This window comes from Pleionea sp. WD8-19 (assembly GCF_055326765.1).
In genome coordinates this window covers 57,765-81,987 of sequence record NZ_JBUZOU010000009.1, presented here as the reverse complement: position 1 = coordinate 81,987, position 24,223 = coordinate 57,765, and the positions used below count along the sequence as shown (strand labels likewise).

Annotated in this window: 13 protein-coding genes and 2 pseudogenes; 12 read left to right on the top strand and 3 right to left on the bottom strand. The window is 40.0% G+C overall.

Features of this window, described 5'->3' with window-relative positions:
- Positions 1 to 3: 3 nt before the first annotated feature.
- The 7 genes from ACTUJY_RS12440 (at position 4) to ACTUJY_RS12410 (ending at position 15,287) form a co-directional block, all read left to right on the top strand.
- Complete coding sequence (locus tag ACTUJY_RS12440; RefSeq protein WP_463616417.1) at positions 4 to 3,957, top strand: hypothetical protein; 3,954 nt, start codon at positions 4 to 6, stop codon at positions 3,955 to 3,957.
- Between the two features lie 71 nt (positions 3,958 to 4,028).
- Positions 4,029 to 4,619: a hypothetical protein gene (locus ACTUJY_RS12435; protein ID WP_463616416.1), complete on the top strand. Its 591-nt coding sequence runs from the start codon at positions 4,029 to 4,031 to the stop codon at positions 4,617 to 4,619.
- 5 nt (positions 4,620 to 4,624) lie between these two features.
- Entirely contained in the window at positions 4,625 to 5,161 is a 537-nt protein-coding gene (locus ACTUJY_RS12430) for an aspartyl/asparaginyl beta-hydroxylase domain-containing protein (protein WP_463616415.1), read from the top strand.
- Positions 5,154 to 7,331 (top strand): ATP-binding protein, encoded by a 2,178-nt coding sequence (locus ACTUJY_RS12425; protein ID WP_463616414.1) that lies wholly within the window; start codon positions 5,154 to 5,156, stop codon positions 7,329 to 7,331. Before ACTUJY_RS12430 ends, ACTUJY_RS12425 begins: the two co-directional genes overlap by 8 nt.
- Entirely contained in the window at positions 7,331 to 9,463 is a 2,133-nt protein-coding gene (locus ACTUJY_RS12420) for an eCIS core domain-containing protein (protein ID WP_463616413.1), read from the top strand. Before ACTUJY_RS12425 ends, ACTUJY_RS12420 begins: the two co-directional genes overlap by 1 nt.
- Before the next feature lie 141 nt (positions 9,464 to 9,604).
- Positions 9,605 to 13,864 (top strand): eCIS core domain-containing protein, encoded by a 4,260-nt coding sequence (locus tag ACTUJY_RS12415; protein ID WP_463616412.1) that lies wholly within the window; start codon positions 9,605 to 9,607, stop codon positions 13,862 to 13,864.
- Positions 13,865 to 14,127: 263 nt separating this feature from the next.
- A protein-coding gene (locus ACTUJY_RS12410) for an IS3 family transposase (protein ID WP_463616411.1) occupies positions 14,128 to 15,287 on the top strand; the annotation gives its coding sequence in 2 pieces (ribosomal slippage) (positions 14,128 to 14,377 and positions 14,377 to 15,287; 1,161 coding nt in all).
- 50 nt (positions 15,288 to 15,337) lie between these two features.
- Here ACTUJY_RS12410 and ACTUJY_RS12405 read toward each other — a convergent pair.
- Positions 15,338 to 16,138, bottom strand: a complete 801-nt coding sequence (locus ACTUJY_RS12405; RefSeq protein WP_463616410.1) for a helix-turn-helix domain-containing protein — start codon at positions 16,136 to 16,138, stop codon at positions 15,338 to 15,340.
- A 787-nt stretch (positions 16,139 to 16,925) separates the two neighbouring features.
- Between ACTUJY_RS12405 and ACTUJY_RS12400 the strand changes: the two are divergent.
- Together ACTUJY_RS12400 and ACTUJY_RS12395 are read left to right on the top strand one after the other, a co-directional pair.
- Positions 16,926 to 17,057: pseudogene (locus ACTUJY_RS12400) on the top strand (integrase core domain-containing protein); the annotation flags it as partial.
- A gap of 587 nt (positions 17,058 to 17,644) precedes the next feature.
- Positions 17,645 to 17,770, top strand: a complete 126-nt coding sequence (locus tag ACTUJY_RS12395) for a hypothetical protein (protein WP_463616409.1) — start codon at positions 17,645 to 17,647, stop codon at positions 17,768 to 17,770.
- Between the two features lie 512 nt (positions 17,771 to 18,282).
- Here ACTUJY_RS12395 and ACTUJY_RS12390 read toward each other — a convergent pair.
- Complete coding sequence (locus tag ACTUJY_RS12390; RefSeq protein ID WP_463616408.1) at positions 18,283 to 19,347, bottom strand: formylglycine-generating enzyme family protein; 1,065 nt, start codon at positions 19,345 to 19,347, stop codon at positions 18,283 to 18,285.
- A gap of 241 nt (positions 19,348 to 19,588) precedes the next feature.
- On the opposite strand from ACTUJY_RS12390, the gene ACTUJY_RS12385 reads away from it, so the two are divergent.
- Both ACTUJY_RS12385 and ACTUJY_RS12380 read left to right on the top strand, forming a co-directional pair.
- Positions 19,589 to 21,418 (top strand): winged helix-turn-helix domain-containing protein, encoded by a 1,830-nt coding sequence (locus tag ACTUJY_RS12385; protein WP_463616407.1) that lies wholly within the window; start codon positions 19,589 to 19,591, stop codon positions 21,416 to 21,418.
- 198 nt (positions 21,419 to 21,616) lie between these two features.
- A pseudogene (locus tag ACTUJY_RS12380) lies at positions 21,617 to 22,256 on the top strand (integrase core domain-containing protein); the annotation flags it as partial.
- Positions 22,257 to 22,444: 188 nt separating this feature from the next.
- On the opposite strand, the gene ACTUJY_RS12375 reads toward ACTUJY_RS12380, so the two are convergent.
- Positions 22,445 to 23,521, bottom strand: a complete 1,077-nt coding sequence (locus ACTUJY_RS12375; protein WP_463616406.1) for a type 1 glutamine amidotransferase domain-containing protein — start codon at positions 23,519 to 23,521, stop codon at positions 22,445 to 22,447.
- Positions 23,522 to 23,867: 346 nt separating this feature from the next.
- On the opposite strand from ACTUJY_RS12375, the gene ACTUJY_RS12370 reads away from it, so the two are divergent.
- Positions 23,868 to 24,218, top strand: coding sequence for a hypothetical protein (locus ACTUJY_RS12370; protein ID WP_463616405.1), 351 nt, complete (start codon positions 23,868 to 23,870; stop codon positions 24,216 to 24,218).
- Positions 24,219 to 24,223: the final 5 nt, after the last annotated feature.

Sequence of the window (24,223 nt, the reverse complement as noted above, 5' to 3'; positions counted from 1 at the left end):
ACCATGAATAAAAACGAAGCAATTACACGACTGAATTACTTTACAGGGCAGGCACTTTTAACAGATGACTTTAAGTTGGAGCAACAATATCACCTCAATTTATTGCGATTTAATAACGCTAGTTTACGAACCTACGGTATTGCTCGTGGCTTAGAAGTCAAATGGAAACAGGGTAGTCTGCAATTATCTGTATCTCCGGGTATGGCGCTTGATGCTATGGGACGTGAGATTATTTTGCTTAAACCTGAAATTATTAAACTTGCAGATAATTTACAAACAGGACCTTACTATCTGACAATCCATTATCATGAAGTTTATGCTGACCTAACTGATAATGGAGGGGTTAAAGGCTACAATAAAGTCGTGCAGCAATCACAAATTGAATACAGCCAAATGCCTGATAGCAGTGGTCTTAAAATTCTGCTTGCAGTAATTAATATTGGCAACAATTGCCAAGTGAACGACCTGATGGCAAGTAATAGCAGCTTTGTTCGTCGATATGTTGGCTCTGTGGTTGGTTCAGTACAGCTGGTTACTGAAGGCACGGGTGTCGGTAAACAGCATGGTAATCATGGTGTACTTTCCATGTTTAGCGATGAGGTACAGGATACCGGGTTCAGTGCCATTACCGCTAAAAAAGAAACCGATGGTAGTGGTAATTACATCGAAGTAGATGCTTCAAGAACACAGTATATGGGGGCTCTTACAACCCGAGCCAATGTTGGTATTGGTATTGACCAACCCGAAGCAAATCTGCAAATTTCTTCAATAAAGTTTAAAGGGTTGGGCACTTTAACCAGTAACGCACAGCAGGTTACTTTTAATGGTGTGATGTCACCTTTTTTAGCTGTCGGAGATATCATAACTTCCGATAAACAGGCTACTCGAAAATCTCAAACCCGCATCGTTACTGAAGTCAATAGTATTGATATAAAAAATAGACGTGCAGTCTTTACTATAGACAATGCTTTTTCTCCAGATTTAGATGAAGTAAGCTTCACCTATATTCGTTCAACACTGGCACGTTTCAGTTCCAATGATTATGGCGATTTATTGAGTGTTTATTATGATGGTTCTATCGGGCTTGGCGTGCATTCAGCTAAGAATTCTGGGAGTGAAACTCGTTACAGTGCATTGCAAATCTGCAATAATGGGAACATAGGTATTGGATTAAATTCTGCTACGCCTGGTGCTAAGTTGGAAGTTAATGGCGATATTCTATCTTCTGGTAGTTTAAAAATTGTCGGTGATATTGAAGCGCAAGGAAGTGTCGTCTCACAAGGCAAAGTTATTGCCTCGAGTTTTGAAGGCAATGGCTCCAAACTAAAAGACCTTCCGATATTAAGTTATTGGGTAAAAGAGTCTGTTGCTCAGCAAAACAGTAAACTGCATTACAACGAAGGCAATGTAGGTATTATGACCACGAATCCTCCAGCATCTTTGACAGTCGGAGGTGGACATTCTATTGTCGGAAGTGGTGTAGTAACTTATAAGAAAAGTCATGATGGTACAGAGCAACTGCTAGGTAACAACACAAAGTTTACTAAAGAGATCCATCAATTAAACCTGATTACTATCGGTAAAATAGTTCCACAACCTGTGGAAATTACCAAAATAATTTCAGATACACAGTTGGAAATATCGACGCAAATTCCTTTTGTGGTCAGTAACGCCAGTTATGGGATATTAGCAGAAGGAGAAGAGCAGCCAGTTGTTGGGGATGGCACGGTATCCAGTAATGGCACAACTATCATTGGTCGTGGCACGAAATTTAAGAGTTCACAACTTGGTGACAGTCTTGTCATCGATGCGTTTAAACCAGCCGATGGACAGTATCGTCATGTAGCAAAGGTTACTGACGATCAAACTTTAAATCTTCAACCTGTTGGAAATGGTGGAGCTGGAAAAAGTGAATTTACCGCGGTTGATTCTGCTTACATGGTGACTTCTTCACTACTAGCGCAATACCAAGTGGATGATAATTTTTCTGTGTTAACCAGTGGAGAAAATGGTGCAGGACCTGATGACGATGGCGACCAAGAGGCTTTACCGCCTGCTTTTATCGCCATTGCCAATGGTGATAACAATCCAGAAATGGCTCCTAACACTATTGCTATCAATGTTCCCATAAGCAATTTAGATAGCCAATACGCATTGCAAGTCGTTGGGGATGTTAACTTTACTGGCGGCGGAGGCGGTTCTAGCTTTGACTCGCTTTCAGTCGGTGATCTTTCGGTAACGAAAACGCTCACCCTTAAATCGTCCAACACCAGTGGTAACATCATGACCGTTGGTACGGAGAGCAACACTAACTTACTTAATGTCACGACAGATAATGTACAGGTTGGTAGCCAATCGGGATTGCCCGGTAGTAATACTTTGGAAGTTGGTGGAACTATTTATACACCCGATAAAGTGACTGCAGATACAAGTATGCATTCCCCAACCGTTAACGCTGGTAATTTACTCGCTAACTCTATGACAGTGGCAGGTACGACTATTGATGAAGGTGGAGCCGTAAGCATTATTGCTGACCGTAATAACAAAATAGTTCTCAAGTCTTCAAGTTTGTCTTATCAGGAAACAGCGCCAACGGACGGTTTAGTTGTTGTACATATTGGTCAATCAGGTCAAATTAATGCACAACAGCTTGGTGCTATTGTTGCCCAGACAGCAACTTCCCCGAGTGATTTTGGCAGCCCCACGTCTACAGCATCAGCGTCTACATTTTCACAGGATGTAACCTTTGGAGGGAGTGGTAAAAAAAGTTCACCGACAACGGTTACTGTAGGGATTTCAGGCTCATTATGTTTGCCTGTAAGAAATGGCGAAACTTGGAAAATTACTTTAATGGAAGCGCCCTCCGGCGCGGGCTTGAGTACCCCTGTCAATGAATCATGGTTTATTCCACTTGGCCCTGCTCCCGCAGCTAATGTTGCTAAAGCCAGTGCGTTAAAAAGTAGTAAGTCAGAAAACAAATCTTTTGTAACTCAAATGTTAGCTGACCATCAACAGTTAATTGAAAATATTTCGCGTAGTAATACACCAGAAGCCGCCCAAGCAACCATAAATAAAAGAATGAATGATCTTACCAAGATCTTGACTAAAGCTTCACCTATCCAAGGTGATCAAAAAGCGGGACAGGATGCATTTGTTAATCAACTAAGAAAAATTGTTTGTGCTGTGGATCAGGATACGGGAGATATACACAACAAAGTGGATCAACAGGATGTTAAAAAAATAATTGATACGTTTAGTGATATTACAGGGAAGAAGTTTGATGCAACTGAACAAGTAATGTTGCAAAAAGGAATTAATGCACTTGTTGAGATTAATGCCAATGACCAGAATCGACATAATTTGGATTTGATAAACAATAATATTGATAGCTTTATTAGTGCATTTGGAACGGCTACTCACGAAAACTTTTCTGATAGTCAAAAAAGGCTATTGAAACGTGCGCTAGTCAGGTTAGTAGGAGATGGAAGTCATGAGCAAAACGTCTCTGATGGGACTGATAACGCAAATGTTACTCCAGCGGGGTCCAATGTTGTAAGTAGTTCTTCAAGCGGTATTTCAGCAAGCGAAAGTGAAGAAGTCTCTGATAGTACTCCAGCAAAAAAAGAGAATGTGACAATTAACGTACGGAAGTCTTCACGGGATTCTACAACTGAAGATGGCTCAAAGAGTACTGAAAGTATCAATAGCGATTCGGAAGATCCTTTTCTTCAGTTTATTAAATCGACTGAATCTACCGTTGGTAAAGCAGTAACTAATGGTGCAAAAGATCTTATCAAACAAGAATTAGATAAGGTGACTAATCAGGGGAAAAGTCATGAAGAGGGCACTAAAGATATTGTTAGGCACATTGAAAAAGATGTTGGTAGTGAGTTAGAGTCAGGCGCTAGGAATTTGATAGTGGCTGGTATCAAAAAGCTATTAGGATCATTGCTCTGATGCTGACATATATATGCAAACCTTTGCTAACGATAGATCAATGTGAGCAGATCTTGTTACAGGTGCTTCTGTTGAAAAAATTTTGGATACGTCGTCATGTACAAGTTCCTTTTTACACCTTGGGTTTAGCTTCTTATCTTGATAAATTTGGCAATTTACAGCAACTGGCTGAGTTTCCATATACCAAAGATAATATAGAACGTGAAAATCAGTTGCTACAACGTTATTTTAGTGAGCTCTATAAAAAAGTAGAAAAGGGACTTTTTCAGCAAACGGGGCTGGATATTGTATTTCAAAAGCAATCTTTGGCCTTACCTGGATTTCACATATATGAACCCCACCAGATATTTAAACAACCTATCGCTCATATACATAAGGATTTGCAATTTAAGGGTTTATTTGATCAAAAAGAAGCCAGTGAAAACACCTTTTCGTTCACTGTTCCAATCACAGTGCCTGAAGGTAGCGGGCTGAATTTTTTTACGGATTGTGAACCACGAAAAATGGAGTGTTTTGTTCCTTATGAACCGGGCGTAATGATTATTCATTCTGGCCTTAAAACACATCAAGCTGTGATTAATTGTTATGAAGGAGATTTGGAGCGTATTACATTGCAGGGACATGGTTTTAAACAAAATGGGCAGTTAACTCTGTACTGGTAGACATTATGTTTTATTCGCCTTCTAAGTTTTCGTTTACTTCACTTTTGCAAGCTGAATTTGAAACAATATTACACGAATTTAACGCATTACCCATTGAGGAGTTTATCCCTTGGCCTGAACGGCATATTTACAATGAAGGGTGGCTGGTTTACGAACTTTTTTGGCAACAAAAAATGTTATTAGAAAATAGTGTTTTTTGCCCGGAAACTGTAGCTGTATTGCAGGAGATACGCGGACTGTATTCTGCTGGCTTTTCACTACTAGCACCACAATGCCATATACAACCCCACATAGGTTATAGCAATCAAGTTATTAGAGTACACCTGACCTTATGCAGTGATGGATGGAGCGCTCTTCGCGTTGGAAAGCAACAAAGATTCTGGCAAAAAGGTCAATGCTTGGTATTTGACGATACGGTTGAACATGAAGCATGGAATCATGGAAAAACAACACGCGCAGTGCTGTTATTGGATGTGTATCGTGAAATCTATTTGTCTCAAACGCAAAGGTCATCCGAAAGCAAAGGATTAAATAATGCTTGACACATCTGCATACTTAGACAATCAATCTTTCTTAAATGATGTTCTAGCTTGGGGAGAAGGTGTGATTCAGCACCGGTTGTTGTGTAGGCAACAGAAAGCAGATGGTAGAGATGGAAGTAGCGATGATAATTCTCTACTTAACCAGGTTAAAAACTTTTCTAATAAGCAATGGTTACAGGCTATTCACGAAAATGAGACTGCATTACAAGCCATGTTTACTCAGATTGTATCGCGCTTACAAGCTTCATTTAAACAAGGAGTATTTATTCCATTCGTACAAGTTCGACAACAGTTTAATTTAAGTAAATTACAACAACAATTATTACTGCTGGCTTTATTGCCTGTATTAGACAGACAGTTTCAGGAAATATTTTATTCGTTACAGGAATCAAAAATCGAGCAACAAAGTGAGATGGACCTAAGTGTTTCTCTCGCCTGTGAGTTATTAGCATTTAATGACTACGGCAGCGAGAAAATACAGCACAGCCTTTTGTCTAATGATGTGTTTCGATACTGGCAATTGATTCATGTAATCGAAAGTAAACAATATGGCATTACTCATTTTTATGTTGATCGGATCGTGGCGGATTACGTTCGATCTGTTGCTGCACCAGTAGTGGCTTTTGGGCAATCATTACCTCTGCCTGATTTAAACAGCTCTACACTTTTTATCAAAGAATCAGAGCAAAATAAATTGCAGCGATTATCAGAGCATTTACATTCTCAACAAGAGGCTTCCTTGCTCTTAAATTTACAAGGAGTTGATAAAATGTTATTAACTCATGTTGCCGTTGTTTGGCTCAGACAGTTTGGGTTGCAGGCAGCGATGCTAGATTGCAGAAGTATTGTACAGCAATATTCCCTTTTAAATCGAAACCCTCTTTTATTTTCACAACAATTGCGTAACACTTGCCGAGATGCTTTGCTATGTAATCAGGCTCTGGTTTTAACAAATGCACAGGTCATGCCCTCTGAAAAAAATGATCTCTCCATGTGGCGTGAAGTGCTTATTACATTATCTGGGTGTTTTCGTTTTTTAATATTACTTAATGGTAAAAGCGTACTCTTAAGAGAGTTAATGTTTAATCATACTCAATTGTTGATATTAGACTTTCCTTTCTCTTTGCCCGACAGTGCGCTGCGTCATATTATTTGGCAACACTATCGAAAAGCTTTGTCACTACCTGTTTCTGATAAACAGCTACAGGAACTTTCAGCAGCCTACTTGTTTAGCCATGCCCAGATTCAAGCCAGTGTTCTTTTGGCACAAAGCCAAAGTTTGTTGGAACAGGAAAACAACTACTTTGATGTTTTGACTGAATCATGTCGGCAACAAAATCAGCAAGACCTAAACAATATTGCTACAAAAGTCTGTCAAAACTATGCGCTGTCGGACATTGTTTTGCCAGACAAAGCGATGCAACAACTGCAAGAAGTGCTGAACTATGCCCGGTATCGCCATCAAGTCGTTGAAGAATGGGGGTTCGAAGCCAAGCATCAACAAAGCCGAAATTTATGCGTATTGTTTCATGGATCTTCAGGGACGGGTAAAACCATGGCGGCTAGTGTAATCGCTAATGAATTACACCTAAGCTTGTACAAAGTAGATTTGTCCACATTGGTGAGTAAATATATTGGCGAGACTGAAAAAAATCTAGCTATATTATTTGATCAAGCCGAAGCAATGAATATTGTACTATTTTTCGATGAGGCTGAAAGTTTATTCAGTAAAAGAACGGAGTCGAAAGACTCTCATGATAGATACGCAAATTTACAAACCGGTTATTTGCTCCAAAGAATAGAGAGTTATCAAGGCGTTGTAATTTTATCTACCAACCTATTAAATAATATTGATGACGCTTTTACCAGACGCTTTAAATTTATCGTAGAGTATCCGTTTCCAGACCTCCAGCAAAGGCAAATAATATGGCGAAAAGCGTTTCCAAAAGCTGTGCCATTAGATACGGATATTGATTTTGAATTACTGGCATATAAAGCAGTATTAACTGGCGGGAGTATAAATAATATTGCCATTAAATCAGCATTTTTGTCTGCCGCTGACAATTTACCTGTGAATATGACACATCTATTGCAAGCGACTCAGCAAGAGTACGAAAAGCAAGGCAAGGTGTTTGTTGAATCTGAGTTTTGTTGGCTGGAAGATGACTAGTGTTGGCTCATAAGTCTGTTTCAAGTATGCTCGATAATCCTGCACCACAAGCCATTCTTGGTGCTCAGCATCAGATTGGGCCTGAGACATTGCAGCGCCCAATGACAAGTTTTCAGTATGGGCAATCCAGAAAACCGGTAAGTATTAACCATAATCATTCATTGCCCGAAAAATTAGGCACCGTGGCGTGTACTGATGGGCAGCAGGTTTTTCTAGGGAAGGGGTATAATAAACTAGAGAAAGGTATACAAAACCATATTTTAAAACACGAATTGGGTCATGTAGCGCAACGTCAAAACCAATATGTGCAGCCAACAAAATTTATTAATGGTTTTGCTGTCAATGATAATCCTGAGTTGGAAAACAGTGCCTTGTCGTTAGTGAATCATCCAATAACACAAGATAGTTACGGCTCTACACTCACGGATTCTGAAACACCTGTTTATCAATGTATTGGCATTGTAGCTATATTAATTCGTATTCTTATAGGTGAAGCAGCGCATAAGGGTGCTGAGCACGTAGCACATCAATTAGAAGAACAACTGGATCAAATTGTTGATGAGCAATTGCGACAAGTTGTTCAGGAAATTATTAAAAGATTGCGATTGCTAAATCTGGTGGGGCCATTAACACCGGAAATTATTCGCCCATTTATCGATATGATATTAAGAGTTGTACCTCGTCTAGAACTTGATGAAGAAGACAGGCGCAGTATTAGTCGCGTAACAGGGCAAGTTGGTAGCAACTTAGCACGAGAATTTCTTTTTACTTCGTATGGACAAAGCGCGTTATCCAGTATCGGTAGAGTTAGAGAGTTTCTTGACAATGATACTCTCCAGTTTATTGAACGAAATCATGAAAGACTGGACCAAATACTAAGAGCTCTTGGTATTAGGCGTGGCCGAGTGAGACAGCGACATACTTTTGAGCATTTGGCCAATACTACGGGGCGAGTAAGAGATGCGGCAGATAACGCGCAACAACAGGTTCAAAGCCTGACAAATCCCTCATTGGCAACTGAAGTCAGAGGAAATTTACTAGGTGCTCTTATCCCTGCTTTTATATCCGGTGCCACCACAACCTACAACTCACGAGGCGGTATTTGGCAACGTATTTCACAAGGATTCAGATCATTTGGTGGAGAGTACTTATCGAGCGCAAGTCGAAGTATTTTGAATACATTGGTAACGGCAGGGTTAGGGCGGCTCTTTAACATTCAAAAAGGAAATGGAAGTGGAGGAGCATTTGCCTTAGCCATACTTTCACCTATCTTAACGGAGTTGGGGATTCGTGGAGGCCAATATGCATATAGGCGTATTACAGGTAGTACTTCTTCAAACTCTGAGCGCCAATTGGTACCAAGTAACTCTACATCAAATAGACAAAGACAACTTTTACCTTACTCCTTAGGTGGAAGGTTGATGCCTTTTGGTAGTTTTGGGGTGATGTCACCATTTATGATGAATCCTTTGTTTTCCGGTGGCTCGCTTTTGTTTCCACAGCGGACCATATCCTTTTCCCATATGAATTTTCAAAGCATGATGACCACTCATATGTTTTTGATGCACTTAGTGCAACAAAACAATTGTTTGATTAATGCTATCGCGAATGCAGCTTTAGGCCGCAATGCCAATATTCAGGAATTATTAGCTATTCGAGCACGACTGGGAACCTTGGGTAATATGCTCATTGCAGATCCCGCCACGATTGCAGCAATCAGACAAGTACTTGGCATTCATGCGACCATCATCGTTCATTACCAACATGGTATTCCTGAAACTTTTGAAGGGAATGAACAAGTTATTCAAATTCGTAATCAAGGTTTCCATTTTTTTGTTGAACCACAAGAAGATGTTCGCCCTTTGGTTCACCTTCAACCCGTCAGTTCTCTATTGGTGAACAATAATGGCAATGGCACGGTAACGCAATTGCTCTCCGGGGACCAAAGTCACAGCTCAGGCTTAACTGAGTTTGAACAACGATTGCAAAATGCAGTGACCGAATACCAGCGTCGTCGTGCTTCGCAATTGAGAGCGCAACAACAAAATCAGCAAGGGATGAGTCAGGCTGAGAGAGAGCGAATGCGTCAGGCAAGGCTGCGACGATTTGGAAAAAAGAAAGATGAAGAGTAAATATAAACGGATAAAAGATTTAGAGTGCTAATAGATAAAGGAAACTACTCTCATAAATAAAGAGGTGCTTTGCTAAGAATGAATACCAGAGAGATTAAGTACAAATAGGCTAAATTTTATTGGCGGACAGAGGGTTAAAAGATGTCGACGTCAAGCTATGCAACGGAAAATCAACAGTCACCAGAACAACCCCAGGCTACGAAACTTAATGCTGGTCCCGAGGTTGCTTTGCAACAAAGTATGGGCCATCTGAACTATGCCCAATCAAGTGTTGGCGTTGGAAATGGTGAATTGCCAGGAGATCTCAGGCTAGGAATCGAATCATTGTCTGGTTTTTCGATGGATAATGTTTGTGTCCATTATAACTCGCCAAAACCAGCTCAGTTGCAGGCTGATGCTTATGCGCAAGGTCGTAACATTTATCTGGGTACAGGGCAAGAACATCATTTGCCGCATGAAGTCTGGCATCTTGTTCAGCAAGCACAGGGCAGGGTTAATCAAACCATGCAGTTTGCCGGATTGTCTATAAATGATGATTCTACTTTAGAGTGTGAAGCTGATGTTATGGGTAACAAAGCCCTTCAAACGGGACGTACTACATTTCGCCCGCTCGAGCAATCGACTTCAAGGGATTTACAACGTAACGGTTTTTCTACAAAAAAACATTTAAATCCCATTAAAAGCACTAACATTGTACAGCGAGTCATTAGTATTAATAACAAGCCAATTGATAATATTGGTGATGCGAAAATCTTATTAAGGAAGTTAAGCGCAGAGAAATACCAACAATTAATAGCACATCAGGGTTGGCACGAAAAACTTTCGGCCATGTATGGAGATGGCACTCCTCGAAATTACGCCAACTACAAGGAAGGCGCTGAAAAGCTTTTAGTCGATATTTTTGACTACCAACAAGTCATGGACATGGAAATATCAACCACAAGTAAAGCTAATCCTGCATCCTATCAACATATTATGGGCGCCAATCAATACCGAAGTGTATTTGCATTGGTTATGGCTGCTTCTGAAGCAATGGAAAAGAGACCTGAAGATCCTGAGGAGCTTAGGTATTATTTAGTAAACCGTAAGACTAGAATTAGAAATTTTAAAAAATATATCTCGTCGAAGTTTAGTGATAACCTGCCAGAATTTCAAAAGCTAGCAGAGCAACTACTCAATATTTTAGAACGCGAAAGTGAGGAGCTATGTGAAGTAGCAAAGTTAAACTCAAAAATCCTTCAAGCTGCTAGTCGTTTTTATTTAACACATCCATTAAATCCAGTCATAGACTTTACGAATCTCGATTCAGAACCCAACTTTGGTTATGTGCGTAGCAGTCAAACAGCTTATAAGGATGATAGCAGCACAGTTCTTTATAATGATACTTACTCTGCGAATGTCTATGGTCAAATGCTTGGAGGATCTGGTCTAGATGCGATGAAGCATGGTTTTGCTCTGCCTCTTGATTACAGAATGGGGTTAGAGCCTTTTAAACCTAGTGACGAACTTGAACCTTATCATCCTCAAGCTTATGCAAATAAAATGGCTCGCGCTAAATTGATATGCAAACAATTGGCTCTTGCTGTAAAACAAAAGAAACTAAACTACCTCAAAGCTATTTACGAGAACGATTATCCTTGTGTGATGGTAGAAGTAAGTCAATTGCCAGGTATAAATGAGGGGGACTCGGCAAGATGGTGTACTTTGGCAATGTGCGTGTATGCCGCTATTGTTAACTACCATGCCATAAGAAATAAAACAGGATTGGTGATTGCTGAACGTAGTAGTTTTAGTCATGTCAATCCAACATTGGCTGACTGTTATCAAACATTTCGAATCAGTCCTGGACCATTACTGACAAAATTTCAAGTTGACGTGTTGGCGACGAGTCTGGAACAGCTTAATCATATAATTCAGTCACTAATTAATGTGGATCTAGGTGAAAAATGGAATGAAGGCGAGATTTTTCAGCCAAACATTCAACCCTCAACTGAAAAAACAAAGTTGAACAAAGAGCTTAGCAGTCTTACAGGCAAGGTAGGGAATTCTTACAAGCTGAAAGAACTAGTCAGAACCATTTTGTCAAAAGCTTCTGTTACCAATGCCATCATGCACTTTTTTCTTGAAAATGGTATTACTACAACCAACTTCATTAAATATCTTGTTGGTGGCGGTGGTTATTTTTCCAAACATTATAATGGAGCCTCCTTTGGTAAAAAGATAACCTCCTTTGGAATTGAAAATTGGCAACAGACATTTTTTCATGGACAACGTGAACAGGTTTATAAAAATGCCTGTGATATTTTTGGGGCAGACATGGCCAAAATTGATGAAGGTCAGCTACATAATACTTTAACTTATGGCGCTCTGTTACAAGAACGTTTTGGCCAGCTTTTAGGGATGACGCACTTCAGTGGTAGGGATGATGATGGCTTTGGCTCTGACAGTGAAGTCGAAGATGAGTTTGAGGAAGACAAACTTTATGGTAAGAAAGTTGTTTTACCCACCGGAATGCGAGCTATTGTCACAGGTAGTTGTGCGATGGCTGAACAGACAGGTAAATTCAAAGATGTCAGCTATAGTGAAATGTATTATGAAACTGAAGGTATTTTAGAAGATAAGCAATCAGTAAGTGAAAAGTCTGTTTTTCAGGGACAGCTTAAAGGCAAATCAGATGAGCTGCCGAGGTTGATCCTGAAAGATGTTAACCACTGTATCAACTCAATAGGTTATGATAACTCTGTAAATCAACAACCGATACCTTATTATCAACAACCCGAGCAAATTTTACAAAAAGTTGAAGTCAGTAACAATCAATATATTTTTGACGTGACCAGTGCCACCGAGGATGACATGGCAGAAATTGTAAGAGATGCATTATTAGTCAAGCAATTTCCTTATGTTATATTGGTATCCAGTGGGCTTAAAAATGAAGGCATGAGTTTTGACAATTGCCATACGGGTATCGTTAGAGTGTTCTCAAAAGCCCGTGATATTGTCAATAGCATTAATAAATTGATAAGAACCAAAGCTCGTACACCTGTTTCAGGGTTTACCCATCAAATGCGCCGTACTATCAAGTATCATTTTGGTACACCTACAATTGGTGGCATTATGAGTAGGGCATTAGGAAAAAAACAATCACTGCCAGTTACTCCTAATGGCAGTCAACAAATGCCGTTTAGCTTTGGGCAAAGCCCGTCTTTATCCAGAGGTCCTAAACTCAAACTAAGTTTAGATGACTTGGTAAGCGAGTTATTACAAATCAATGATGAGCAACAATGGTATGCATTTTTTAATAAACATATCCTCGGCCAATTTAATGACCAACAAATCGCACATGTATTGTCAATATTTTATCAACAACATAATTCAATGGACGGGATGCAGGTAAAAGGCAATGCTCGTATGATGCATAATACCTGTTGGGCATTTCGTTTATTCAATAACCTATTTTTAAATGAACGCAAACGTCAGTATTATCTGTGGATGATTGATCAGGCTCTCCGTTTTTATCCCGAAGAAGGAGATGAGTCTCCGCGCTATCAGTTTTTACGTAGGCTAGACGAAATATTAATGCAAGGCAGTAAAAATAAAATAAGAGATGCTATTGGCTGGTTTATTGAAAATTTTTTTCCTCAACATTTTGGTCGCTATGTCAATCAGGAACTGGGGCAACAACAGGGTATCGAAGATATTGAGCTTGGCCTACGTCGTTTAATTAATGGTGAGGGTAAGCAGGAAAGACAAGAGCAGACCTGGTTTAGTCATTACGAACGTCGCTTATTTGATGTTGTTGATGTGCCTGATCATGATAGAAGTTTGTACGTAAGTAATAGTCGTGGTTGGCATTATGGAGGCATGATTTGCGACTTAAGTGAAGTTGGGGGAGGAAAGCATCGACTCTCTTTGCAAGACGCTGGCGATATTCTTGCTGAAACGCCGATGATTCGGGGAGGACTGCTAGGTGGTCGTTTGGTGGCAGGCATCGATTTATCTCGTACTGATGAAAAACTTGATGGTCATAACGCACACTCTAGCGGTGTCTTTAGAGCGTTTAATTTTGGTATTGGCGATGATGGGGTTCCTTTCGTACCATTTATTACGATTGCTTACGGCTGGCAAAAGCAAGCCCCACGATTCACTGAACAGTTCGATACTCCGGGTCTGATATTGACCAATGAACTTAACGACAAGGATTATTTTTTTAAATTGCAAGCAATTGATATTCATACCGGAGGACGTAATAGCGGTCATTGGTATGGCGCAAATTTAACTAGTTCTGGCTGGTTCATGACAGATTTTGCACAGGTTACACCTATTAAAGATAATATTGTGAATTGGATCGCCGCGAGAACAAATGAACAGACTGAAATGTATTTCCAGTTTGTTCCATTTTAAGTTCCCATCGATGATTTACCTGTAGGGCTGCTTATCTAAGAGTGTCCAGCCATCTAAGATATCTAGTTTCGGGTCAAGAAAGGGGCCTTTAAGGTAAAATCAGACGTCTTGACCGTGGACTATGATTGTCCCGCTAATCATGTCGCAATTGGCTAAATAAAAAAATACCGCAGCCCTAAATATGATGATAGGGGATTGTAGTGGTCTAATAGCGCCGGACACTTTAATAAGAGATAATTCATCTCAAACATTAAGGTGTCAAAATGAGCAAGAAACGACAGTATAAGCAGTATACAAAAGAGTTTAAAGAAGAAGCCGTAGCATTGGTAGTGGAGCAAGGTTACAGCGTCCCGGAAGCAGCTAAGTCTTTGGGGATTGACCAAAATTTGTTGTACCGCTGGAAAGACAAGGCTGAGGAAAAGCAAGCTGGAACGGCACTTTCAGAAGATGAACGCTCTGAACTTCAACGGCTCCGAAAAGAAAATAAAGAACTCCGCATGGAGAAGGAAATATTAAAAAAGGCCAGTGCCTTCTTCGCGAAAGAAATGAAGTAAAGTTTGTCTTTATCAAGGATGAATCGGCGAACTTTCCAGTAAGAAGGCTCTGCTCAGTTATGCAAGTTAGTAAAAGCGCCTACTATGACTGGCTCAAGCGACCAGCTAAAGTGATTAGCTCTGAAGAGCTTCAATTACGGCGTCGAATGAAGCAACTGTTTGAGCAGAGCCGAGATAGCCTTGGTAGTCGGGAAATGACCAAGAAACTGCGTGAAGAAGGCTTTAACATTGGCCGTGAGCGAGTTCGTACACTGATGAAGGTGCTCAATTTGGTCGTTAAACAAAGAGTAGCTTATAAAGTTACGACAAAGCGCAAGCACAGTGATTCGGTTGCGGACAACCTTCTGAACCAGAACTTTAACCCAGTCGCGCCGAATGAAGTCTGGGCGGGCGATGTGACTTACTTAAAAACGGGCGAAGGTTGGATGTATCTGGCGGTTGTCATGGATTTATTTTCCAGGCGAATAGTCGGCTGGCATATCGATAAGCGCATGACAACCGATCTGGTAAGCAAAGCTTTGATTAAAGCGTATAACTTGAGGCAGCCCAGCAAAGGTTGTGTATTTCACAGTGATCGCGGCTCTCAATATACGAGCGAACATTTTCGAAAGTTACTGGCGAGTTACGATATGAGAGCCAGCATGGGCGATGTTGGTGCATGCTGGGACAATGCGGTAGTTGAAAGGTTTTTTGGTAGCCTGAAGCACGATTGGATTCTAAAAATTCATCAGCCGACCAGAGCGCATATGAAAAAAGATGTCGCAGCCTACATGAGGTATTACAACCTAGAAAGGCTGCATTCGAGCAACGGTGATTTATCGCCAATTAACTATGAAAATTCTCTAAGAAAAGTGTCCGGTTGGTGTTGACCAGAACAGATATTGGTAAGCAATCAGATTCATTTATTAGCTTCCTTCTTTTAGTCGACCCTTTTTAACTCCCTGTATTTTGAAGGTGATAATTCATAAAACTTTTTAAACGCAGTAGAGAAGTTATTCGAGTCAGGGTAACCAACCTGAAGAGATATTTCTGTAATAGACATTGCTGTGTTGCACAATAGTTGCGCGGCTTGTTTCATTCGTTGACTTGTTAACCATTTATAAATCGAATCACCAAAGTGATGTTTAAATACTTTATTCAGTTTGTTTCTATTACTACTCATTCTTTTTGCGAGATCTTCCAGGTTAATGCTGAAGCTCAGATCATTCGTTAAATATTTAGCAACTTCGATAGCTAAGTTTTTCTCTACACAATGATATATGTTATTTCTGTTAAGTTTATTTGAGTCCATTTCAACCAAGTCTTTATTAGGTTTTATGATAGTCAGTAAATGAATACCAACCTGTATAAATATTGATGATTGAAAAATTGAAGGTATACAGTTCTTAAGCTTACAAAGGGTTAAAGGTTTCCTGGCGTATAGAGTAGACTTAAATATGAAATCATTATTGAGTATGTCGCTACTTTTTTCTGGCATTAAAACAGTTGGAGGTGAATTTGTATCAGGTTGAATTTTCTGTAACTCTTTAATAACATCGTAGGCATAGGCTGTGTCATCTAAGACAATTAGTTTTGATGTGTTATTTTGAGTAACCTGCTCTTTATATTGACTCAGTTGAACCTTGATAGGATTTAGACCATGATAGTCAAGTTGATTGCATAGCTTTGTTTCATAAGAGAAGTCAATATTTGTCAATAAAATATCATCAATCACAGCCACAGTCTCTGTTAAATTTTAGATCCTTTGTCTTGCTAATATTTCAATCGTTTTTTATATGGAATTTATTTCACATGTCGTTGTAATAATTGTTAACTATGCAACCTGATACCACCTGACTTGCCTGTTTGAAATCGTTGCGTAACAAGCTGCGCAGCATTACATCGTGCCAGCCGTATGGTTTACTTATTATGTTGATTGTTACGATTTCATAACTTCCTCACTGTTGGTTTATTTTAAATAACCAAAATAAAATATATATTCTCCAGTTTTCAGAAAGATAATTTACAGAGCATGCTATGGTTTTTAAGGGCTTTATCATTACGCTGTGCAACAAAGTGAATGGCGAGAGATTATTTTCCATAAAAAGCACCTCGATTCAAACTCAATTTCATAATGTATCACGAAATTTAGATATACAAGTTATGATTTGTTTTTAATGAATTTTAATTGAGATATATCTCTCCTGTTGATTTTTACGCTATACCTAGCGGTTACGATATTTAATCGGATCATTATATTCTTATTCTTTCTGGTCGCATTGTTTTTTTTCTCAGTGCTATTAAAAAATAGTACAGTGAGAACTATTAAGCGACTGTTCAAGATCTAAGTTTACTTCTTATTGCAGCTTATTAAAGCTAATAGCTCTAAAAATAATTAGAGTTATTAGTTACCATTTTAATTTTATTATAATGAATGGTGAAGACGAAAACCGACGACTGAAAAAATGTACGCAGAAGAAAAGCTTAAAGTGAAAATTGTTAAGGAAGCCCTGTCGGACAATACGGTTTCGTTGGTTAATAAACATTTATATGAACCGCTTGAGGAAATTCAAGATTATGCAACCCGTTGGCATTGGTTTTATAATCATGAGCGACCTCATAAATCGAACAATGGCTTAACGCCATTAATTGATGGCTGAGTAATTTTTATTTTTGTTGTCTTTTAAAAATGGGAGGATTAGCCATAAACACAGCTAGAGATAAAAAAGTACAAAATCATGATTACTGACATGCTCATTAAAGCTAAAAATATTTATGAGTTTACTGGTTCTGGTTGATTCATCTAAATGTAGAAGGTTGGTAATGAATATTTATCCAATACACAAGCTGACTATTTGACCTAATAGCCAATGAACTTGAATTACGAGCTTCTTTTATGGTTCGAATAATATAGGTCATAGTGCAACATCCTTAAGCTTCCTATTTGTCCATTGGTCAAAGAATGAACATATAGATTCACTTGGTTAAATGCAACACTAATAAACATTCCTACAATGCGCCTAATATATATTATGTTAAATAATATGGGTGTGTTTCAAAGGTAAGATACGGATTTACGAGTATCATCAGAACAATTCCGGCACTTCCAACCTAATTGCGATCCTCAAATATAAACTTGAGGCGCGTTAAGTAATTAGTAACCTTTCCATAGGCGCTCTAACTCAATGAATATCTGAGTCAATTACCGGTAACTACCTTAAAGCTCATCGGTTAGAATATCTTCGAAATGAAAGACCGATTAGCCGATATAAAAAAATATATGCGTTATAAATTTAAAGAGTTCGAGTTTAATTCCGACAGTTTGGTATTAACCCAAAATGGTAAAACAATCGATATTCGCCACGATTTTTAAAGGTTTGAGTGGCTGCTGTTTCAGCAAGGCGGACGTTGGGTGTTTTCTGTGAAATGGAAATACGGAAAGCCTGTCACCTTTATCCTTTACCTTTGACACCTTTACCTTTAGAAAGTACGCCAATTACAGCAAGCGCAGCGAAATCAGAATGATACTGCCATCAAACGCGATGAAAAAGTCTTTTTAAAAGACGGCGACCAATGTTGGTTTGTAAAATTGAGTCAAATCAGCGCCTTTGAATCCGTAGGTAACTACTGCCGCGTATTTTTTGATGCCCACTACTCATTTCACGCTTATTAATGGACTGACGCTGGAAATGTCGCGGCGTCAGTCACAGGAGTTTCGCGAGCTTAAGAGCTTGTGATGTGAGTTTTAGCACTACAAAGAAATCATTATCTCATACAATAGACTCTCAACACTCTGGCGACTATCCTTATCCTCAATCAATTGACAGCGAGCAGTGGTAATGGCAACCGTCCTTGTTGGTGATTCCTAGATTAACAATATAGGCGCTATCTTTCGTTTACGGTATCAGCGATTTGCTGTAGCATTGATGAGAAATTTCTTGGGTCCTTATCTGTCGTCTGTCTTGCAATGTTTTTATGCAACGCTTTCACTTTATCCTGAGCTATAGCCAGTTTCTTAAGAAAGGCTTTGTCACCCTTTTGCGAAGGCAAGGCTTTACCCTTGGTATCCAGTGCCAGGCGAAATCCTTCAAGCGCGCCAACCCAATCATTATCTGGAAAACCACGACGCATGCTTGAGCTAAAGGCTTTAAACTGCCAAGTGCCACCGCGCACCACATAACGTTGACAATCTTTTTTGGTCACAGCACTGCCATCTATCGGAGCACCCTCATAAGACTCCTGATAACAATCGGCCAGATACTCGGCAACATTACCGATTAAATCATGTACGCCAAATTGATTTGGCTTATAAATGCCGACAGTAGAGGTTATCACTTCTTTGTCATTGCAAGGTTGTGAGGATGAGCGGTTCATGGCATATAAATCCATAACATTGGCATAATCACAGGCTTTGTGTCTATCTTGTTCATCACCGAAAAAATAACGGGAGGTGGTTCCTGCTCTCGCCGTGTATTCCCATTCTGCTTCAGTGGGGAGCCGGTAATGCTGACCGGTTTTAGCGGATAACCATTTGGCATAATTAATCGCATCTGTCCTGGAGAGACACACAACCGGATGAAACTCGCTCAAAGCCTGACTATTGTTATCCCAACTGCCAACTCTTTCGTCCCCACCATTGCGAAATCCTAAACTTTCATCAAGACGGTGGGTGCACTGATTTGGCATTTTATAGCCAGTCGCTTCAATAAACTTGCTAAACTCAGCAATCGTCACCTCATATTTACCCATTTGAAAAGCGGACACTGACACTTGACGCACCGGCTTTTCATCCTCGCCACCGTCATCACTGCCCATGGCGAAAACACCAGCAGGAATACTCACCATTGGCGGCGCTATAAAGCTAGTCTCACCTGCGAAAACGGTGGTCGGAGCGAATGCCATACCAGCAATAACATAAGCTAGTGGTTTTAGATTGATTTTATTTCTCATAGGGATGCCTCGATAAGAATGTCTCGGTTTAATTTCGAACACGATACGGATTTTCAAAGGCTCCAGTCTTATGAAAACTCTATTGTTTGCTCAAATAGAAAGATCATAGAAAAAATCCTATCGAAAAAGCTGTCGGTTAGTGCTAATTCTGCGCCAATAATATTTACTCAAATAGGTAACAATAAGTTAGAATTTAGGCATCGGCGAAACACCGCATAATCCGGGCTCATCGAATAGAACCATGCTTTATAAGTTTAAAAATTTTAAATTTGACAGTGACAGTTTGCTGTTAACAAAAGATAGCGAACCGCTAGAGGTTCGCTACAATGAAATCAAGCTATTAGCGTTATTGCTGGCGCACCCGGATAAAGTGCTAAGTAAAGAAACTATTTTATCTTATGTATGGCAGGATAAGGTTGTTTCCGAACAGGTTGTATTTCAAAATATCAGTCACTTAAGAAATATTATTGGTGACGATGCGATTAAAACCTTCCCGAAACGAGGCTATCAGTGGCAACTGAAAACCGAAGCCATTTCGCTCCCTCAAACTGAAGTAACACTGCCTCAAGCATCGGATCAACTAATCCACCCGGCCATACCTAATAAGCGACCGACCTGGTTCTATGCGGTGTTAGCGGGTTTTGTTTTTGCCCTGATAACGGTGATGTATTGGCCGATTAACACTAATCAGCAAAGCACCGATCCTGTTATCAAGCTCGCCTATATACCTTTTTCGATATCACAGAAAAATACCGATTTTGAAAATTTTAACGCGCTTAACCTAAATGATAATAGCGAGTTTAATTTCACTACGTTAACTCATCTGAATAGCGAGCAATTTCAAATTGCGGCCGAGCTAGAATACCCTCTTTTGGCTGAAGATCATCCATTTATTTTAACGGGTGAAATTCGCTCGTATAAGCAGCAGTTTCACCTGGATTTCTTATTAAAAGGCCCATTTTCAGACTGGCAAGGGCAACTATCGGCTGAATCAGATAACGCGCTAACTGAGCGGCTACTCACCCACTTACAGCAGCCTTTTATTTATGATCTGTTAAGCCAGCCACTTTCAGCTGAACTTAAAAAAGCCAAATTGTCGATTGCCCATCAACAAGCACCCGAAGATCTGATTGTTCTCGGCAATTTAATCAGTGTTTATCAGGAAACCCGTGAGTACGAAAAAGCGATGGTAATGGCAGATAAATTATCCAACATCGCACTGTCGCAAAACAGTCCGCAACAAACAGGCAATGCGCTGCTTTATCAAAGTAAAATTTTAACTGGAATGAAACTATTTGATTTAAGTTCGCAAAAGCTTGCTTTAGCCATTGAGCAGTTTGAAAAAATCGATGATTTGAAACGCCAGGCCGATGCCTGGAACGCGCAATCGTGGCTCGACGATCAAAACAATGATTACCCTGCAGTTAAAAGCAGTTTATTGAAGGCTGCACTGCTGGCTTATAAAGCTAACGATAAAGAGCGCGAGGTAGATGCCCTTATTTATCTGTCGAAAATGGCTCTGGTACATAGATTAGAAGATGAAAAGTATCACTATTTACAGCAAGCGGAACTTAAGATGAAGGCATACCATCTCCCCAGCTACCATTTTGCCATAGTGCCATTTCATTACGCGATTTTTGCGGCTACCCCTTCAGATAAAGAACCCCATTTAAAACAAGTGCTCGAATATACCGCTTTGACGCCAGACTATTGGGTTGCTCAGTCAAGCCGCCAGCAACTGTTGCGATACTACATTAGTCAAAAGCGGCTGACGGAAGCGCAAGCCTTAGTCGATAGCCTCGCTTCAGACAATGCCCAGAACTCTTATCTTAAAGCCCTACTAGCTCAAGCGATGCAGCAAACCGAAGCAATGATTCGTTATGGCACACGGACCTTCGAACAGGCGCAACTTTCGGGTAATCGATGGCTTAGCCTGGATGTTGCGCTACTGCTGTGTAAACTGCCAAATATCCAGGTAAACCGTGATTTTTATTTGCAGTACATTATCGATAATGCCACCGAGAGCTGGCGTCAAAATAATGAAGTGCAGTTGCGCTTAATCTTTAAGTAATCAACTTAAATCGTAACAATCAACAAAGCATATGCGCTCCGGCTCCGTGTCAGGCTTTCCATACTTCCATGTGACGGCAGACATCGGTTGTGTCCGCTTCACGCCCTGAGAATAAAAAAAATTTAATGACTTCTTGATGAAATAAGGAAAGCCGCCACCGTCCGCAATCGTGGAATTTCTGCCATTAGTTTTGCCGCACTCTTTCTTACTGACGCACAAATCGCGGCTCTTGAGAAGAAAAAGCAAGACGATGTATAGCCTGTGGCGAAATTGAAACCGCACACCCAGGTTATCTGGGCTCGCAAGATACCTTTTATGTGGGCAATTTAAAGGGTGTTGGCCGTATTTATCAGCAGACATTTGTCGATACTTATAGCAAAGTAGCTTTCGCCAAGCTGTATACCACCAAAACACCGATTACAGCAGCTGATATGCTCAACGATAAAGTCTTACCCTTTTTCGAACAATATCAATTACCCATGCTTCGAATTCTTACCGATAGAGGCACCGAATATTGTGGCAAAGTGGAGCAACATGATTACCAACTTTATTTGGCGGTAAACGATATCGATCACACTAAAACCAAAGCAATGTCGCCACAAACGAATGGGATTTGCGATCGGTTCCATAAAACGATTCTGAATGAGTTTTATCAGATTACTTTTCGCAAAAAACTCTATCAAGATTTAGATGAGCTACAAAAAGATCTGGACGAATGGATGGATTACTATAACAATGACCGAACTCATCAAGGTAAAATGTGTTGTGGGCGCACACCCATGGAAACCTTACTGACGGGAAATCGATTTGGGCGGAGAAAAATTTAGCTCAAATCTAAACTGACAGCCACCGTTTGAAAAACGGGTAACTGTCAGATCAAGTCTGAGCTACTACATTTTATAGGAATTTTTGTTATTTGTGTAAAATACATTCTGTCGAGAAGTATTATCGTAAGTCATGCGAAATCGCATGACTCACGTGAGCCCTCTTAACCAAATTAGAATCGATTAAGCATTTGAATTGTCTTTACTCAACCAAACCCTTTAAATCTTCTGCCAGACCGAGTATCTCGAATCCTTTACTCGTTTCAAACTGCATAAATGCCAACAAAGCATGCATGACAATCAGGAATCGCTGATACGAAGCCGGTTGTTCTTTAAGCGCTTGTTTCGCAGCTTCGAGTCCGTGTGTTTCATAAGTCATTAGGAGTTCAACAGAGAATTCTTCGGGTGTCTTAATCCGTGCTTTAGGTTCATAGCCTAATTCTTTGATCACTAGCTCCGACATGGCCCAGACTGACCAGGGATTTTGACCGGTGATCAGTTTGCCGTCGTGACTGACTTTTTCCAGATAAGTAATGCCAGCTTGAAAGTGTGCACCTTGCTCAATTAATTTATCTTCCAGCAAAAATGGGAAGATTTCTTTCGCATCAGGGATTAAAAACAGTTCTTCATCATTGGTAAATCCACTAACCTGTTTGTTGGCAAGTAACATTTTACCGTTGTCCAACCGCACATTTACGAGTGCTGCAGGCCCATGGCAAACTGCACTAACCACTCTACCGTTTTGGTATAACGTTTTGGCGATGCGCTGCACATCTTTGTTGTTGGGAAAATCGAACATGGTGCCCTTTCCGCCAACAAAATACACAGCTTCGTAATCCAGAGGCTCGATTTCCGCTAACGGTATGGAGTTGGCAATTTTGCTTTGAATGACCGTGTCATTTAAAAAAGCATAGTCGTAGGCGCCCATGTCTTCTCCGTCAATCACAACCGGAGGTTTCCCTCCTTTTGGGCTAGCGATATCGACGTCAAAACCATTGGCCGTAAAAACCCAGTAGGCTCGAGCCAATTCAGTGTGCTCATACCCTGTTTTTTTACCATCGCCCATAACCTCAACACTGGTGACAACCGCTAAAATTTTACCTCGGTTAGGCGGTATGTTTTCCGTTAAGTAAGGCAAGTCGGTAGCTTGCGTTTGCTTAAGATCTTGAAAGTACTCTTTATCCGGCAACAAGCTTTGTAGGTAGATTTTTCCACCGAAAAGTAGTCCAGCCAAAACCACAATTACTATCAACGTTGAGATGAATAACTTCTTAAACATTATGTGTTCCTCCTTTTATTGGGTCTTAGCTTAATTGGCTTTATGTGAAAATCTTGTGAAATACGAATAGAAAGCTGATAGAGATTACTCAAGTTCAGGCGCTAAATTGGCGCTTAAGGTGAGAGTTGAGTAAAGAAATAAAGTGTGAATTTTCAATTAGTTACTCGTTCAATACCGCAAAAATATTCAAAATTAAAGACATACGGCTAAAAAGAAGAAAAAAAGCACCGTTTTAGAAAGTTCTGGCTATACTTAATTTAAGCCGAATGCTCATGGTTTTATAACCAGTTTTCGATTAGTATGCCCTGAAAGAATAAACCCAACTGTCCTGTTAAGGAATTATTTAATGTCAGATAAAATCTTTTCTCAGAGTAAGCATTCGGTACAAGCTCGAGCCAGTGAGTTTATGATTCCGCCAATTCGAGATGGATTGGTTATGGGTAGAAAATCCCCTATTGGTTGCGTCGCTATTCGTAACGCGTTGGAATTGTTGTTAGCGACACCATTCGAGCAAATTAAAATTGAAAATGACGAGGTCATTAGCGATATTTTAATTCGCTCCGGTATATTACGAAGGTTTCCTCAAGATAAACTGATTGAGTTTGTTAAACGTCGTATAAAACCATTAATGGGCGAAGATGAAATTTTACATTTAGAACTGAAAGCTGAAGTTTTCATTTCAGAGGACGGATTATAAGGTAC

Excerpts from the sequence above, each read along its gene's own strand:
- ACTUJY_RS12440 (WP_463616417.1), top strand. The coding sequence starts at position 4 with ATGAATAAAAACGAAGCAATTACACGACTGAATTACTTTACAGGGCAG.
- ACTUJY_RS12430 (WP_463616415.1), top strand. The coding sequence starts at position 4,625 with ATGTTTTATTCGCCTTCTAAGTTTTCGTTTACTTCACTTTTGCAAGCT.
- ACTUJY_RS12425 (WP_463616414.1), top strand. The coding sequence starts at position 5,154 with ATGCTTGACACATCTGCATACTTAGACAATCAATCTTTCTTAAATGAT.
- ACTUJY_RS12415 (WP_463616412.1), top strand. The coding sequence starts at position 9,605 with ATGTCGACGTCAAGCTATGCAACGGAAAATCAACAGTCACCAGAACAA.
- ACTUJY_RS12395 (WP_463616409.1), top strand. The coding sequence starts at position 17,645 with ATGAAAGACCGATTAGCCGATATAAAAAAATATATGCGTTATAAATTT.
- ACTUJY_RS12390 (WP_463616408.1), bottom strand. The coding sequence starts at position 19,347 with ATGAGAAATAAAATCAATCTAAAACCACTAGCTTATGTTATTGCTGGT.
- ACTUJY_RS12385 (WP_463616407.1), top strand. The coding sequence starts at position 19,589 with ATGCTTTATAAGTTTAAAAATTTTAAATTTGACAGTGACAGTTTGCTG.
- ACTUJY_RS12375 (WP_463616406.1), bottom strand. The coding sequence starts at position 23,521 with ATGTTTAAGAAGTTATTCATCTCAACGTTGATAGTAATTGTGGTTTTG.
- ACTUJY_RS12370 (WP_463616405.1), top strand. The coding sequence starts at position 23,868 with ATGTCAGATAAAATCTTTTCTCAGAGTAAGCATTCGGTACAAGCTCGA.